This is a genomic window from Amycolatopsis sp. NPDC114504 (genome assembly GCF_055633595.1).
In genome coordinates this window covers 1014059-1031683 of record NZ_JBVKDU010000001.1, presented here as the reverse complement: position 1 = coordinate 1031683, position 17625 = coordinate 1014059, and the positions used below count along the sequence as shown (strand labels likewise).

The window sequence follows — 17625 nt, the reverse complement described above, 5'->3', positions numbered from 1 at the left end:
AAGGTAGCGAAGACGATGACCGTGCAAGACACGCCGGCGGCACCCGACGGTACCGCCGAAAGAACCGGTGGCCTGGCGGACCTGTTCGCCGCGGCGGCGGACTCGACCCCGGACGCGGTCGCCGTGGACGGCGCCGGCACCCGGCTGACCTACCGCGAGCTGAAGGCCAAGGCCGGCCGGCTCGCCGCGCACCTGCTCCGGCTGGGTCTGCGGCCCGAGGACCGGGTCGGCGTGCTGCTGGAGCGGTCGGCCGAGCTGGTCGTCACGGAACTGGCCGTCGTCACCGCCGGCGGCGCGTACGTGCCCCTCGACCGGCGCGCGCCGGACGTGCGGCTGCGGGCGCTGCTCGCCGGTGCGGGGGTGACCGTGGTGGTGACCGACGACCCGGCGCGGACCGCGGCAATCCACAGTGGACTGATCGTCGACGTCGGAGAACCCCTGCCGGAGGCGGAGTTCACGCCGCCGCGGGTGGACCCGGATCGGCTCGCCTACCTGATGCACACCTCGGGCTCGACCGGGGCGCCCAAGGGGGTCGCGGTCCGGCACTGCGACGTGGCGGCGCTCGCGGCCGACCGCCGCTTCGCCGGCGACGCCCACGAACGGGTGCTGCTGCACTCCCCGGTCGCGTTCGACGCCTCGACCTACGAGCTGTGGGTGCCGCTGCTCACCGGCGGCACCGTGGTGGTCGCGCCGCCGGGCGACCTCGACGTCGAAACGCTGCGCGGCGTGCTCGCGGACCACGGCGTGACGGCGCTCTGGCTGACCGCGGGCCTCTTCCGCGTGGTCGCGCAGGAGGCACCGGACTGCTTCCGGGGCGTGCGCGAGGTCTGGACCGGCGGGGACGTCGTCCCGCCCGAATCCGTGCGGCGCGTGCTGCGGGCCTGCCCCGGCCTGACCGTGGTCGACGGCTACGGCCCGACCGAGACGACGACCTTCGCCACGACCCACCGGCTGCCGTCGGCGGACGGGGTGCCGGCGGCCGTGCCGATCGGCCGCGCGCTCGACGACGTGCGCGCGTACGTCCTGGACGCGCACCTCGCCCCGGTCGCTCCCGGCGAACCCGGCGAGCTCCACCTGGCCGGCGCCGGGCTGGCCCGCGGTTACTGGGCCCGGCCCGGGGCGACGGCGGAGAAGTTCGTGGCCGACCCGCTCGGTGCGCCCGGCGAGCGCATGTACCGCACCGGCGACCTGGTGCGCCACAACGCGAACGGGGAGCTGGAGTTCCTCGGCCGCGCCGACGACCAGGTGAAGGTCCGCGGCTTCCGGGTCGAGCTCGGCGAGATCGAAACCGTGCTCGCCGCGGCTCCCGGCGTCACCGAGGCCGTGGTCGTCGCGCGGGAGGACCGTCCCGGTGTCAAGCGGCTCGTCGCCTACGTGGTGGGGGAGCCGGGCGACCTCGCGGCAGCCGTCTCCGCCGCGCTGCCGGACTACCTGGTGCCCTCGGCGTTCGTCGTGCTCGACGCGCTTCCGTTGAGCGGCAACGGGAAGGTCGACCGCCGCGCCCTGCCCGTCCCGCCGGCCGACCCGGCGGAAAGCGCCGAGCCCCGGACGGACACCGAGCGCGCGGTGGCGGACGTCCTGGCCGAGGTGCTGGGCGTCGAGCGGATCGGGGCCGACGAGGACTTCTTCGCCCTCGGCGGCGACTCGATCCTGGCCGTGCAGGCGCTTTCGCGGCTGCGCCGGACGTTCGGCGCGGACCTCTCGGCGCGGACGCTGTTCGACACGCCCACCGTGGCGGGACTGGCGGAGCTGATCGCCGACGCACCCCGGGCGGCGGAGCCCGCGATCCCGGTCGCCCCGCCGAGCGACGTGCTCCCGCTTTCGCCGGCCCAGCGGCGGTTGTGGTTCCTCGACGAACTGACCGGCGGCAGCGCCGAGTACAACACCGGCGTCGGGCTCCGCCTGTCCGGCCCGCTCGACGTCGACGCGCTGCGCGGGGCCCTCGCGTCGTTGTGCGCCCGGCACGATTCGCTGCGGACGACGTTCGATTCCGTGGCCGGCGAGGGCGTGCAGCGGATCGCGGCCACCGCGGAGGTCCCGCTGCGGATCGCCGAAGAGCCGCCGGACGACGACGTGCTGAAGGCCGAGCTGAGCGAGCCGTTCGACCTGCGCGCGGGGCCGCTGACGCGGGCCGTGCTGTTCCCGCTCGGGCCCGGCGAGCACCTGCTTCTGCTGTGCCAGCACCACATCGTCACCGACGGCCGGTCGATCGGCCTGCTCACCGACGAACTCCTCGACCTCTACGACGGCGGCACGCGGCTTCCGCTGCCGCTGGGCTACCGCGACTACACGCGGTGGCGCCTGGAGTCCTCATCGGACGACCAGCTCGGCTACTGGCGCGAGACCCTGGCCGGGATCGAGCCGCTCGCCCTGCCGACGGACCGTCCCCGTCCGCCGCGGCGCACGACCGCGGGCGCGGTGCACCGGCACGACCTGCCGGCCGGCCTGGTGCGCCGGCTCACCGAGGCCGGCCGCCCGCACGGCGCGACGCTGTTCATGACGCTGACCGCGGCCGTGCAGGTGCTCCTCGCGGCCTACAGCGGCCAGCGCGACATCGCCGTCGGCACCGCGGTCGCCGGCCGTGACCGGGCCGAGCTCGAGCGGCTGACCGGCTTCTTCGTCAACACGCTCGTCCTGCGGTCCACAGTGGACACCGACCGGACGTTCGGCGGGTTCCTCGCCGAGTTCCGGGAGACCGTGCTGGCGGCTTTCGCGCACGGCGACGTCCCGTTCGACCGCGTCGTCGACGAGGTCCGGCCGGACCGCGACCCGTCGCGGACGCCGCTGGTCCAGGCCGTCGTCGTCCTGCAGAGCCCGCTGGTGCGGCCCCGGGAGACCGGCGCGCTCCGGGTGAGCGAGTACGACCTGCCGCGGCCCTCGGCCCGGTTCGACCTGGTGGTGGAGTTCTGGCCGCGGGCGGACGGCCTGCGCGTCACCGTCGAGTACGCGACGGCCCTGTTCGACGCGGCCACGATCGAGCGCCTGACGGCGAGCCTGGAGGTCCTGCTCGGCGGGATCGCCGCCGACCCCGCGCGCCCGGTGGGCGACCTCCCGCTGCTCACGGACGAGGAACACCGGTTCCTGCTGCCGGCGGCACCGGCGGAAGTGCCCGCCGGAACGGTCCCGGACCTGTTCGACGAGCGTGCCGAGCACCATCCGGACGCACCGGCGGTGGTGTGCGGCGACACCCGGCTGACCTACCGCGAACTGAAGGCCCGGGCCGACCGGCTCGCGCGGCGGCTGGTCAAGCTCGGCGTGCGCCCGGAGGACCGGGTCGGCGTGCTGCTGGACCGCTCGGCCGACCTCGTCGTGGCGGTGCTCGCGATCCTCAAGGCCGGCGCCGCGTACCTGCCGCTCGACCTGCGCGCCCCGGCCGACCGGATGCGCCTGGTCCTCGACGGCACGCCGCTGCTGCTCACCGACGAGCGGTGGCACGACACGGCGGTGGACATCCACCCGGCGCCGGTCGTGGTGACGGACGTCGACGAGCCGTCGTCGCCCCCGGAAGTCGCGCTGGCTCCCGGAAACCTGGCCTACGTCGAGTACACCTCCGGGTCCACCGGCGTCCCGAAGGGCGTGGCCGTGCGGCACGCCGACGTCGTGGCGCTCGCCGCCGACCCGCGGTTCGCCGGGGGCGCGCACGAGCGGGTGCTGCTGCACTCGCCGCTGGCCTTCGACGCCTCGACCTACGAGCTGTGGGTGCCGCTGCTCGCCGGCGGCACCGTGGTGGTCGCCCCGCCCGGCGACCTCGACGCCGACGTCGTCCGCCGGCTCACCGCGGACCACGGCGTCACCGCGTTGTGGCTGACCGCGGGGCTCTTCCGGCTCTTCGCCGAGGAGACGCCGGAGTGCTTCGCCGGGCTGCGCGAGGTCTGGACCGGCGGGGACGTCGTCCCGCCGGCGGCCGTGCGCCGGGTCCTCGACGGCTGCCCCGGGCTCACGGTCGTCGACGGCTACGGCCCGACCGAGACCACGACCTTCGCCACGTCCCACGCGATGGCGGGCGCGGTGCCCGACCTGATCCCGATCGGCACCCCGCTCACCGGCATGCGGGTGTACCTCCTCGACGACCGCGCCCGGCTGGTCCCGCGCGGTGCGTTCGGCGAGATCTGCATCGCCGGCGCCGGACTCGCGCGGGGCTACTTCGCGCGGCCCGGAGCGACCGCCGACCGGTTCGTCGCCGACCCGTTCGGCGTGCCGGGGGAGCGGATGTACCGGACCGGCGACCGCGGCCGGTGGCGCACCGACGGGACCCTCGAGTTCGCCGGCCGCGCCGACGACCAGGTCAAGATCCGCGGCTTCCGGGTCGAACCGGCCGAGGCCGAGCACGCGCTGGCCGCCGAGCCGGGGGTCGGGCAGGCCGTCGTGGCCGTGCGGACCGCGGGTGGCCGCAAGCAGCTCGTCGCCTACGTCGTCCCGGCCGAAGAGTCCCGTGTGGACACCCTCGCGCTCCGGGAAGCGTTGTCCCGGAAGCTGCCCGACTACCTGGTCCCGTCCGCGATCGTCGTCCTGGACGCGTTACCCCTCAACGCCAACGGCAAGGTCGACCGGCACGCCCTGCCGGAACCGCGGTTCGAGTCCGCTCCGGACCGGGCGCCCCGCACCGAGCGGGAGGCCGTGCTCGCCGCGATCTGGGCCGAGGTGCTCGGCGTCGACCGCGTCGGCGTCGAGGACAACTTCTTCGCCCTCGGCGGCGATTCGATCCTGAGCATCCAGGTGAGCGCCCGGGCCCGGCGCGCGGGCCTCGGCGTCACCACCGCCGACCTGTTCCGCCACCAGACGATCGCGGCGCTCGCCCCGGTCGTCGGCGAGGCCGCGGCGAGCCCGGCACGCGGGCCGGTGACCGGTGCCGTCGTGCTGACCCCGATCCAGCGCTGGTTCTTCGCGACGGACGCGGTGCCGGAGCGGTTCGACCAGGCCATCGCCGTCGACCTCGCCGCCGGCGTCGGCGAGATCGCGCTGGCCACGGCGCTGGCCGCGCTGACCGAGCACCACGACGCGCTGCGGATGCGGTTCGAGCCCGACGGCGACGGGTGGCGCCAGTACAACGTCCCTGTCGGCGACGGGCACTCGCTGCTGCGGTGGTCGCTCTCCGGCGAGCCCGGCCGGCGGGTGCTGCACCTGGCGGCGCACCACCTGGTCGTCGACGGCGTGTCGTGGCGGCTCCTGCTGGAAGACCTCGACCGGGCCTACCACCAGGCCGTGCGCGGTGACGCGGTCGACCTCGGCCCGCGGACGACGTCCTTCCGCGACTGGGCCGCCCGGCTGGCCGCCCACGCCGAGGCGGGCGGTTTCGACGACGAGCTGCCGCACTGGCGGGGACTGCCCGAGGCGGCCCCGATCCCGGTCGACGGCCACGGCGCGAACACGGTCGGCCGGGCTCGCGCGGTCACCGTCCGGCTCACCCCCGGCGAGACACGGGCCTTGCTGCGGCAGGTGCCCGACGTCTACCGCACGCAGGTCAACGACGTGCTCCTGACCGCGCTCGGCCGGGTCCTACGCGACTGGACCGGGCGGGTCCCGGTCATCGACCTCGAAGGCCACGGCCGGGAAGAGCTGTTCGACGACGTCGACCTGTCCCGGACGGCCGGCTGGTTCACCAGCCTGTTCCCGGTCGCCCTGGACGTCCCGGACGACTGGGGCACCGCGCTCAAGGCGGTCAAGGAACAGCTGCGGGCGATCCCGCGGCGGGGGATCGGCTACGGCGCCCTGCGGTACCTGACCGGCACGGCACCGGTCGTGGACCCACAGGTCAGCTTCAACTACCTCGGGCAGTTCGACCTGCCGGGCGAGCTGTACGCGGGCCTGCACCGCGAACTGTCGCTCGACGCCGACCCCAGCGACCGCCGCTCCCACTGCCTGGAAGTCGTCGGCCGGGTCGACGGCGACGCGCTCGAGTTCTCCTGGCGCTACGCCGAAGGCGTCCACGACGAAACCACGGTCACGAGACTCGCCGACGGCCTCCTGGACGCCCTGCGCGCGATCCTCCGGCACTGCGCCGGACCGGACGCGGGCGGCCGGACGCCGTCCGACTTCCCCCTCGCCCGCCTCGACCAGTCCACTCTGGACGCCCTGGCCGGCGACGGCCGGGACATCGAGGACATCTACCCGCTGACCCCGATGCAGGCGGGCATGGTCTTCCACGGGCTGGCGCAGCCCGGCGACCGCGTCTACTTCGAACAGGTCTCCTTCACCCTCGACGACGTCTCCGACCCGCACGCGCTCGGTGCGGCGTTCCAGCGGATCGTCGAGCGGACCCCGGTGCTCCGCAGCCGGATCGTCTGGGACGGCGTGCCCGAGCCGCTGCAGGTGGTGCAGCGCGGCGTCGAGCTGCCGGTGTCCTACCTGGACTGGTCCACTGTGGACGGCGAGAGTGCATACCTGGCCGAAGACCTCGCCGAAGGGCTCGACCTGACCAAGGGGCCGCTGACCCGGCTGGCCATCGCCCGCGTGTCCCCGACGGCGGTGCGGGTGGTCTGGACGTTCCACCACGTGCTGCTCGACGGCTGGAGCGTCTTCGGGATCCTGAACGACGTCGTCACGCTGCTGCGCGGCGAGGAGCCGCCACCGCGGCGCCCGTTCCGCGACTACGCCGGCTGGCTCGCCGACCAGGACGACACCCTCGCCGAAACGCACTGGCGGGCCGAGCTCGCCGGCGTGAACCCCACCCCGCTGCCCGGCGACCGCGCCGGTCGCGCGCACACGGCCAGCTCCACCGGCCGGATCCCGGTCGAGCTGGACGACGAGGCATCGGCCGCGGTGTACGCCTTCGCGCGGCGGAACCGGCTGACCGTCAACACGGTCGTGCAGGGCGCCTGGGCGGCGCTGCTGTCGCGCTACAGCGGCGAGCCGGAGGTGTGCTTCGGCGCGACCGTGTCCGGCCGCCCGGCCGAACTGCCCGGCGCCGACGACATCCCCGGCCTCTTCATCAACACGCTGCCGGTGCGGGTCCGGCTCGACCGCGAGCGCGGGGTCGCCGACTGGCTGCGGGAGCTTCAGGCCGCCCAGGCGGAATCCCGGCGGTTCGGCCACGTCGGGCTGACGCGCCTGCAGGCCTGGAGCAGCGGGGGAAGCCTCTTCGACAGCATCGTCGTCTTCGAGAACTACCCCGTCGACGACGTCCCCGAGCTGCGGGACGTTCGCGCGGCCGAGCGCACCAACTACCCGCTCGGCGTGGTCGCCTACCCGGGCCGCCGGCTGTCGCTGGTGCTGACCCACGACCCGGCGGTGCTCGGCGAGGCGGTCGCGGCGCGGCTCGCCGCCCACCTCGGAGCCCTGGTGCGGGGCATGGCCGCCGCGCCGCACGAGCCCGTGACCCGCGTGCCGATGCTGTCCGACGCCGAAGTCCGGCACCTGCTCGCCGAGCGGAACGACACCGCGGGCCCGGTACCGGCCGGAACCGTGCCCGAGCTGTTCGAAGCCCGCGTCCGAAGCCACCCGGCCGCCGTCGCGCTGGTGACCGACGACGAGTCCGTGACCTACGGCGAGCTCGACGTCCGCGCGAACCGGCTGGCCCACCGCCTCCTCGACCTGGGCGTCCGGCCCGAGGACCGGGTCGCCGTCCTGATGGACCGCGCGCCCGGGGTCGTCGCCGCCGAGCTGGCGATCCTGAAGGCCGGCGGCGCGTACCTGCCGCTCGACCTGCGTGCCCCGGCCGACCGGCTGCGCCTGCTCCTGACCGAGGCCGGCGTGGACGTCCTGGTCACCGACGACGCCTGGCTGGCGACCGCCCGCGAGGTCCACAGTGGACCCATCGTCACCGGCGCGGACGACGCGCCCGGGACGTCGCCGGGCGTCGTGACCCAGCCGGACCAGCTCGCCTACGTCATCTACACCTCCGGCTCGACGGGCAAGCCGAAGGGCGTGGCCGCGCGGCACCGCGACGTCGTCGCGCTGGCCGCCGACCGGCGGTTCGCCCCGCACGACCGGGTGCTGCTGCACTCGCCGCAGGCGTTCGACGCCTCGACCTACGAGCTGTGGGTGCCCCTGCTCACCGGCGGGACCGTGGTCCTGGCGCCGCCCGGCGACCTCGACGTCCACACCCTCGGCCGGACGCTCACGACGCACGGCGTGACCGGCGCGTTCCTCACCACCGGCCTGTTCCGGCTGGTCGCGCAGGAAGCCCCCGAGGTCTTCGCCGGCGTGCGCGAGGTGTGGACCGGCGGCGACGCCGTGCCCGCGGCCGCCCTGCGCCGCGTCCAGGCCGCCTGCCCGGACACCCTCGTCGCCGACGTCTACGGCCCGACCGAGACGACGACCTTCGCGACCGTGCACCCGCTGCCCGGCGCCGTGCCGGACGTCGTCCCGATCGGGGCGCCGCTGGACCACACGCGGGTCTACGTCCTCGACGACGAGCTGCGGCTCGCCCCGCCGGGAGCGCCCGGCGAGCTGCACATCGCCGGTGCCGGGCTGGCGCGCGGCTACCTCGGCCGGCCCGGGCCGACCGCCGAGCGGTTCGTCGCGGACCCGTTCGGGCCGCCGGGGGAGCGGATGTACCGCACCGGCGACCTCGTGCGCTGGAACGACGACGGCGCGCTCGAGTTCGTCGGCCGCGTCGACGAGCAGGTGAAGGTCCGCGGGTTCCGGGTGGAGCCGAGCGAGATCGAGGCCGCGCTGGGCGAGCACCCGGGCGTCGAGCAGGCGGCCGTGCTGGCGCGCGCGGACGGCGGGGTGAAGCGCCTGGTCGCCTACGTCGTCGGCGAGACCGGCGGGCTGGCCGAGTTCCTCGGCCGGACGCTGCCGGACTACATGGTCCCCGCCGCCTTCGTCCGGCTGGACCGGTTCCCGGTGAACGTCAACGGCAAGCTCGACCGGAACGCGCTGCCCGCGCCCGACTTCGGCGTCCGCGAGCACGTGGCGCCGCGGTCCGAGCGCGAGCGCGTGGTCACCGGGATCTGGGCCGAGGTGCTGGGCGTCGAGCGGGTCGGCGCGACCGACGACTTCTTCGAGCTCGGCGGTGACTCGATCCTCAGCATCCAGGTCGTCTCCCGGGCCCGCCGGGCCGGGCTCGAGCTGCTGCCCGGTGACCTGTTCGAGCACCGCACGCCGGCCGCCTTGGCCGCGGCGGCCCGGACCGCCACCGAGACCGCCGAGCGCGGTCCGGTGAGCGGCGAGGTGCCGCTCACCCCGATCCAGCGTTGGTTCTTCGCGACGCAGACCGCCGCGCCGGACCACTTCCACCAGTTCGTCCACCTGGGACCGGACACTGTGGACGTCGATGCCGCACGCGCGGCGGTGGATGCCTTGCTGGCGCACCACGACGCGTTGCGGATGCGGTTCACCCGCGACGGCGACGAGTGGCGCCAGGAGAACGGCCCGGTCGGCGCCGAGACCCCGCTGGTCCGCCTGGACGTGTCCGACCAGGACGTCAAGCTGGTCGTGCACCACCTCGTGGTCGACGGCGTGTCCTGGCGGGTGCTGATGGAGGACTTCGAGCGCGCCTACGACCAGGCGTCGCGGGGTGAGCCGATCGACCTCGGCCCGCGCACGACGTCGTTCCGCGACTGGGCGATCCGGCTCGCCGGGCACGCCACCGCGGGCGGCTTCGACGACGAACTCGGTCACTGGCAGGGCTTGCGTGGCCGCACCACGGTGCCGGTCGACGGCGAAGGCGAGGTCACGGTCGCCGCGATGCGGTCGGTCACCGTCCGGTTGCCGGCGCCCGAGACGAACGCCCTGCTGCGCGAGGTCCCGTCGGTGTACCGCACCCAGGTCAACGACGTCCTGCTGACCGCGCTCGGCCGCGTGCTGCGCGACTGGACCGGCGACGTGCCCGTCGTCGACCTCGAAGGGCACGGCCGCGAAGAACTGTTCCGCGATGTCGATTTGTCGCGCACGGTCGGCTGGTTCACCAGCGTGTTCCCGGTGGCCCTCGACGTCCCGGACGACTGGGGCACGGCGCTCAAGACGGTCAAGGAGCGGCTGCGCGCGGTCCCGCGGCGCGGCATCGGCTACGGCGCCCTGCGGTACCTGACCGGCACGGCCCCGGCGATCGACCCGCAGGTGAGCTTCAACTACCTCGGCCAGTTCGGTTCCGGGCGCCTCGAATCCGACGAGAGCCCGGAATCGGCCCGGGCGCACCTCCTGGACGTCGTCGCCCGCGTCGAGGCCGGCGAGCTGGAGCTGACCTGGTACTACGCCGAGGGCGTCCACCAGGAATCCACTGTGGACTCTCTGGCGGCCGGGATGCTCGACGCGCTGCGCGAGATCGTCCGGCACTGCGCGGAACCGGATGCGGGCGGCCGGACGCCGTCCGACTTCCCGTTGACGGCGCTCGACCAGTCCACTCTGGACGAACTGGTCGGTGACGGGCGCGCGGTCGAGGACGTCTACCCGCTGACGCCGATGCAGTCCGGCATGGTCTTCCACGCACTGTCCCAGCAGGACGAACGTGTCTACTTCCAGCAGGTCGGCTTCGTCCTGGAAGGCGTCCGCGACCCGGCCGCCCTGGCGCGCGCGTGGCAGCGGGTCGTCGACGGGACCCCCGTGCTGCGGACCCGGATCGTGTGGGAAGGCGTGCCCGAACCCGTCCAGATCGTGCAGCGCCACGCGGACGTCCCGGTCACGCACCACGACTGGCGCGGCCGTACCCCTGAAGAACAGGGCCAGGCCTGGCAGGAGCTGCTGACCGCGGACCGTGCGCGGGGGCTCGATCTGACCGAGACGCCGTTGCTGCGCCTCGTGCTGGCCCGTCTGTCGGACACCGAAGTCCGGGTCCTGTGGACGTTCCACCACGTCCTGCTCGACGGCTGGAGCGTCTTCGGTGTGCTGTCCGACGTCTTCGCCGCCTACGCCGGCGGCGCGCTGCCCGAGCGGCCGCCGTTCCGCGACTACGTCTCCTGGCTGAGCCGCCAGGACGACACGGCGGCCGAGCGGCACTGGCGCGCGGAACTCGGCGACCTCGTCGCCCCGGCCCGGCCGCCCTATGACCGCGCCCCCGCGCAGGCCCACACCACCCGCTCCTCGCAGTGGCTGCGCGTGCCGGTCGAGAGCTCCGGACAGCTGCGCGACGCGGCCCGGCGGGCCGGGCTCACCGTGAACACGGTCCTGCAAGGCGCGTGGGCCCTGCTGCTTTCGCGGCTGAGCGGCGAGCGCGACGTCTGCTTCGGTACGACGGTGTCCGGCCGTCCGGTCGACCTGCCCGGCGCCGACGACGTCACCGGCATCTTCATCAACACCCTGCCCGTGCGGGTCACCGTGGCCGGCACCGCGGTGGCGGACTGGCTGAGCGCGCTGCAGGCCCGCCAGGTCGAGTCCCGCCGCTACGGGCACCTCCCGCTGACCAGGCTCCAGGCCTGGAGCGGGTGCGCCGGCAGCCTCTTCGACAGCATCGTCGTGTTCGAGAACTACCCGGCCGACACCGCCGAGGCCCACGGGCTGCGCCTGCGCGACGTCGACGCCGCGGAGACGACCAACTACCCGCTCAGCGTCGTCGCCTCGCCCGGCGAGCGGATCACCCTGGACGTCGGCTACGACCCCGACCTCTTCGACACCGCGACGGCCGAGCGGATCACCCGGCAGCTCACCGGCATCCTCGACGCCTTCGCCGCGGACCTGCACCGGCCCCTGGACGACGTCGACCTGCTCACCGAAGCCGAGCGCCACCAGGTGCTCGTCGCCTGGAACGACACCGCCCACCCGCTGCCGGACGGCGACCTGGCCGGCCTGTTCGCCGACCGGGTCCGGCGTACCCCGGACGCGGTCGCGCTGACCGGCGACGACGTCCACCTGACCTACGCCGAACTGGACGCGGCCGCCGACCGGCTCGCCCGGCACCTCGTTTCCCTCGGCGCCGGACCCGAGCGGCTCGTCGGCGTGCTCATGGAGCGTTCGCCCGGACTGGTCGTGGCCGAGCTCGCGATCGTCAAGGCCGGGGCGGCCTACCTGCCGCTGGACACCCGGGCGCCGGCGCCGCGCCTCGAACTCCTTCTCGAAGGCGCGTCGATCCTGGTCGCCGACGACACCTGGGCCGAGGCCGCGCACAAGATCCACAGTGGACCGATTGTCGTCCCGAACGGACAGACCGCCGACGTGGCCCTCCCGGCCGCGGACCCGGACAACCTCGCGTACGTCATGTACACGTCCGGCTCCACCGGGAAGCCGAAGGGGGTGGCCGTGCGGCGACGGGACGTCGTGGCGCTGGCCGCGGACCGGCGGTTCGCCGCGCACGAGCGGGTGCTGCTGCACGCCTCCCCGGCGTTCGACGCCTCGACGTACGAGCTCTGGGTCCCGCTGCTCACCGGCGGCACCGTCGTCGTCGCCCCACCCGGCGACCTCGACGTCGAAACCCTGGCCCGGGTGATCGCCGAGCACCGCGTCGACGGCGCGTTCATCACCGCCGGCCTGTTCCGGCTCGTCGCGCAGGAGGCCCCGGCGACGTTCCGCGGCATGCGCGAGGTCTGGGCCGGCGGGGACGCCGTGCCCGCCGCGGCCGTGCGGCGGGTGCGGGAAGCCTGCCCCGGCACCGTCGTCGTCGACGGCTACGGCCCGACCGAGACCACGACCTTCGCGGTGGCGCACCCGATGCCGGGCGCCGTGCCGGACGTCGTCCCGATCGGGAAACCCCTGGACAACATGCGGGCCTACGTCCTCGGCCCGGACCTGCGGCCGGTGCCGCCGGGAGCGTCCGGCGAGCTGCACCTCGCCGGGGCGGGCCTGGCCCGCGGCTACCACGGCAACCCCGGCCTGACCGCCGACCGGTTCCGGCCCGATCCGTTCGGGCCGCCGGGGGAGCGGATGTACCGCACCGGCGACCTCGTCCGCTGGACCGGGCGTGGCGAACTGGAGTTCACCGGCCGCGCCGACGAGCAGGTCAAGGTCCGCGGCTTCCGGATCGAGCCGGGCGAGATCGAGGCCGCGCTGGCCGCGCACCCCGGCGTCACCCAGGCCGCGGTGCTGGCCCGCGAAGACCACGGCGTCAAGCGGCTCGTCGCCTACGTCGTCGGCGGGACCGGCGGGCTGGCGGAGTTCCTCGGCCGGACCCTGCCGGACTACATGATCCCCGCCGCGTTCGTCGGGCTCGACCGCTTCCCGTTGAACGTCAACGGAAAGCTCGACCGGCACGCGCTGCCCGCGCCGGACTTCGGCGGCACCCGCGCGTGGACGGCCCCGGGCACGGACGCCGAGCGGGCACTGGCCGCGATCTGGGCGGAGGTCCTCGGCGTCGAGGACGTCGGGGCCGAGGCGAACTTCTTCGCCCTCGGCGGCGACTCGATCCTCAGCATCCAGGTCGTGTCGCGGGCCCGCCGCGCCGGGCTGACCCTGCTGCCCCACGACGTCTTCCGGCACCCGACCCTCGCCTCGCTCGCCGCGCACGCCGGCGATGGTTCCCCGCGCGCCGAGCAGGGGCCGGTCACCGGCGAAGCGCCGCTCACCCCGATCCAGCGCTGGTACTTCGAGACCCAGCCCGCGCGGTTCGACCAGCGGGTGGTCGTCGAGTTCGCCGAGGACGTCGACGAGCCGGCCCTGCGCCGCGCGCTCGACACCCTCTGGGCGCACCACGACGGTCTCCGGCTCCGGTTCGAGGGTGGCGTCCAGCACGGAGAGCCGGTCTCGGACTTCCGCTCCGGGGACATCGACGTCGAGCACGGTCCGTTGCTCAAGGCCGTCCTCGACGGGCGGCGGCTCCTGCTGGCCGCACACCACCTCGTCGTCGACGGGGTCTCGTGGCGAATCCTCTTGGAGGACCTTCAGGCCGCGTACCGCGGCGAAGACCTCGCGCCGAAGACGACGTCGTTCCTCGCCTGGGCCCGGCGGCTGGCCGAGCACGCCGAGGCAGGCGGCTTCGACGACGAACTGGACCACTGGCGCTCGCTGCCGCCCGTGCGGCCGTTGCCCGTTGACGGCGAGGGCCCGGCCTCGATCGCCGACAGCCGCGAAGTCTCCGTTCGGCTCACCGCCGAGGAGACGCGGGCGCTACTGCAGGACGTTCCCGAGGTGTACCGCACCCAGGTCAACGATGTTCTGCTGACCGCGCTCGGCCGGGTGCTGCGGGACTGGACCGGGCACACCCCGGTCGTCGACCTCGAAGGCCACGGCCGGGAGGAGTTGTTCGGCGATGTCGACTTGTCGCGTACGGTCGGCTGGTTCACGACGATGTTCCCGGTGGCGCTGGAAGTCCCGGACGCCTGGGCCGCCGCGCTGAAGTCCGTCAAGGAACAGCTCCGGGCGGTTCCCCGGCGCGGGATCGGCTACGGCGCGCTGCGGTACCTGACCGGCATGGCGCCCGTGATCGACCCGCTGGTCAGCTTCAACTACCTCGGCCGCTTCGACGACGCCGCCGGTGACCTCGACGCCGACGTCGACCCGGACGCGCCCCGCACCCACGTGCTCGACGTCGTCGGCCGGGTCGCCGGCGGGGAGCTGGAGCTGACCTGGTCCTACGTCGCCGGTGTGCACGACCGGAGCACCGTCGAAACCCTGGCCGGCCGGATGACGGCCGCGCTGCGGGAGATCGTCGCGCACTGCGCCCAGCCGGGTGCGGGCGGCCGGACGCCGTCGGACTTCCCCCTGCTCTCGCTGCCTCAGTCCACAGTGGACACACTGGCCGGCGACGGCCGGGACGTCGAGGACCTCTACCCGGTGACGCCGATGCAGGGCGGGATGGTCTTCCACGGGCTCTCGCAGAGCCTGTACTTCGAGCAGGCGACGTTCGTGCTCGACGGCGTCAGCGACGTGGACCGGCTCGCCGCGGCCTGGCAGCGGGTCGTCGACCGGACCCCGGTCCTGCGGACGTCCTTCGTCTGGACCGGCGTCGACGAACCGGTCCAGGTCGTGCACCGCGCGGTGACGCTGCCGGTCCGCCGGCTCGACTGGACCGGGCTCGACGCGCCGGAACGCGCCGACGCGCTGCGGCGGCTGCTGACCGAAGACCGCGAGCAGGGCCTCGACCTCGCCGCGGCGCCGCTGCTGCGGGTCGCGCTCGCCCGGCTCTCGGCCACGGAAGTCCAGGTGCTGTGGACGTTCCACCACGTCCTGCTCGACGGCTGGAGCGTCTTCCAGGTGCTCTCGGACGTCTGCACGGCGTACGCGGGGCAGCCGCTGCCGGCGCGGCCGCCGTTCCGCGAGTACCTCGCCTGGCTGGCCGGGCAGGACCAGGCGGCGGCCGAACGCTTCTGGCGCGCCGCGCTCGACGGGATCGAGGGCCCCACCCCGGTGCCCGCCGACCGGACGCCGGTCCCGGGGCACGCGCCCCGCTCGGCCGAGTGGCTGCCGGTCCGGCTGGACAAGGACGCCACCGCCCGGCTCGACGCGTTCGTCAAGCGGCACGGCCTCACGCTCAACGTCGTGCTGCAGGGCGCGTGGGCACTGCTGCTGTCCGTCTACAGTGGACGTGACGACGTCGTGTTCGGCGCCACCACTTCCGGGCGCCCCGCCGACATCCCCGGCGTGGACGACGTCACCGGCCTGTTCATCAACACCCTGCCGGTCCGGGCCACCGTCGACCGGGGCGCCCGCGTGGCGGCCTGGCTCGCCGCTCTCCAGGCCGCGCAAGCCGAAGCCCGCGGGCACGGCCACGTGCCCCTCGCGCGGGTGCAGGGCTGGGCGGGCCTGCCGGGCGGGATCGACCTGTGCGACAGCCTGGTGGTGTTCGAGAACTACCCGATCACCGGCGCGGAAGCCGGGCACGGCCTGACCGTGCGCGACCTCTCGGCGCGGGAGACGACGAACTTCCCGCTCACCGTGGTCGCTTCGCCGGGCGCCGAGCTGTCGGTGGACGTCGGCTACGACCTCGCCCTCTTCGACCCCGCGACGGTGTCGCGCTTGGCCGGGCACCTGCTGACGGTCCTCGGCGAGCTGGCCGAAGACGGCGACCGGCTCCTCGGCGCGGTCAGCATGACGACCCCGGACGAGACGCGGCTCCTGGCGGAGTGGGCCGAGACCGGCGACGAGCCGCCGGCCCGGACGCTGCCCGGGCTGTTCGCCGAGCAGGTCCGCGCCCGGCCGGACGCGGTCGCGGCCGTCCTCGACGGCGAGCACGTCACCTACGCCGAGCTGAACCGCCGGGCCAACCGGCTCGCGCACCGGCTCCTCGGGCTCGGCCTGCGGCCGGAAGAACCGGTCGGGCTCGCCGTGGACCGCGCCGGCGCTGTCGTGGCCGAACTGGCCGTGGTCAAGGCGGGCGGGGCCTACCTGCCGATCGACACCCGCGCCCCGGCCGAGCGGCAGCGGCTGCTGCTCGACGGCGTCCGGTTCGTCGTCGCCGCGGAGGAGTGCCCGTTCGGGCAGACCGTTCTGCTGTCCTCTGTGGACGACGAACCGGCCGGGGATCCCGGCCGGGCCGTCGATCCCGACCAGCCGGCCTACGTGATGTACACGTCCGGGTCCACCGGGGTGCCGAAGGGCGTGGTGGTGCGCCACCGCGACGTCGCCGCCCTCGCTGCCGACCACCGCTTCCGCGGTGGCGCGCACGAGCGCGTCCTGCTGCACTCGCCGCTGGCGTTCGACGCCACCACGTACGAGCTGTGGGTGCCGCTGCTGAACGGCGGCCGCGTGGTCGTCGCGCCGGGCGAAGGCGTCGACGCGCCGATGCTGCGGGAGCTGGTCCGCGAACACGGCCTGACCGCGATGTGGGTCACCGCCGGGCTGTTCCGCGTCCTGGCCCAGGAGGCGCCCGGCTGTTTCGCCGGCCTGCGGGAAGTCTGGACCGGCGGTGACGTCGTCCCCGCGGTGGCCGTGCGGCGCGTCCTGGCCGAATGCGCCGGGCTGACGGTCGTCGACGGCTACGGCCCCACCGAGACCACGACCTTCGCGACGTCCCACGCGATGGCCGGCGTCGTCCCGGACCGGATCCCGATCGGCCGGCCGCTCGACGGGATGCGGGCCCGGGTGCTCGACGCCGACCTGCGGCCGGTCCCGCCGGGGGTGCCCGGCGAGCTGTGCCTGGCGGGCGCGGGCCTGGCCCGCGGCTACCGGGACCGGCCCGGTCTCACCGCCGACCGGTTCGTCGCCGACCCCGCCGGTCCGCCCGGAGCACGGATGTACCGCACCGGCGACCTCGTCCGCCGGACCCCCGGCGGCACGCTGGAGTTCCTCGGCCGCCGCGACGACCAGGTCAAGCTGCGCGGGTTCCGGGTCGAACCGGGCGAAGCCGAGGCGGCGCTGGCCCGGCACCCCGACGTCGCCCAGGCCGCCGTCGTGGTCCGGGAGGACCAGCCGGGCGTGAAGCGCCTGGTCGCCTATGTGGTTTCGGCCGCCGGAGAGGACACGCTCCGCGAGTTCGTGGCCCGCACCCTGCCGGACTACCTGGTGCCGTCGGCGTTCGTCGCGCTCGACCGGCTGCCGGTCAGCGCCAACGGCAAGCTCGACCGCCGCGCGCTGCCCGCGCCCGCCGCGCCGGAAACCCGGCACGTCGAACCGGAGACGGAGATCGAGCGCGCCCTCGCCGGGATCTGGGCCGAGGTGCTCGGCGTCGAGGGGATCGGCACGGAAGACAGCTTCTTCGCCCTCGGCGGCGACTCGCTGCGGAGCCTGCACATCGCGGCCAAGGCCGGCGCGCTGTTCGACGTCCGGCTGACCCCGGCGGACGTGCTGACCGCGCGCACCGTCGCCGGGCTGGCCGGAACCGTCGAGGAACTCATCTTGGGCGAGCTGGAAAGCCTCGCCGCCGACCAGGAATCGTGAGGA

Annotated in this window: 1 protein-coding gene; it reads left to right on the top strand. The window is 74.7% G+C overall.

What is annotated here, in order from left to right; all coding sequences use genetic code 11:
* The first annotated feature begins 15 nt into the window (after positions 1-15).
* Complete coding sequence (locus ACZ7PG_RS04745) at positions 16-17622, top strand: non-ribosomal peptide synthetase (RefSeq protein WP_470237740.1); 17607 nt, start codon at positions 16-18, stop codon at positions 17620-17622.
* The last annotated feature ends 3 nt before the right edge of the window (positions 17623-17625 follow it).

Bases quoted from the DNA above. Each gene is read 5' to 3' on its own strand.
- ACZ7PG_RS04745 (WP_470237740.1), top strand. From the start codon at position 16: ATGACCGTGCAAGACACGCCGGCGGCACCCGACGGTACCGCCGAAAGA.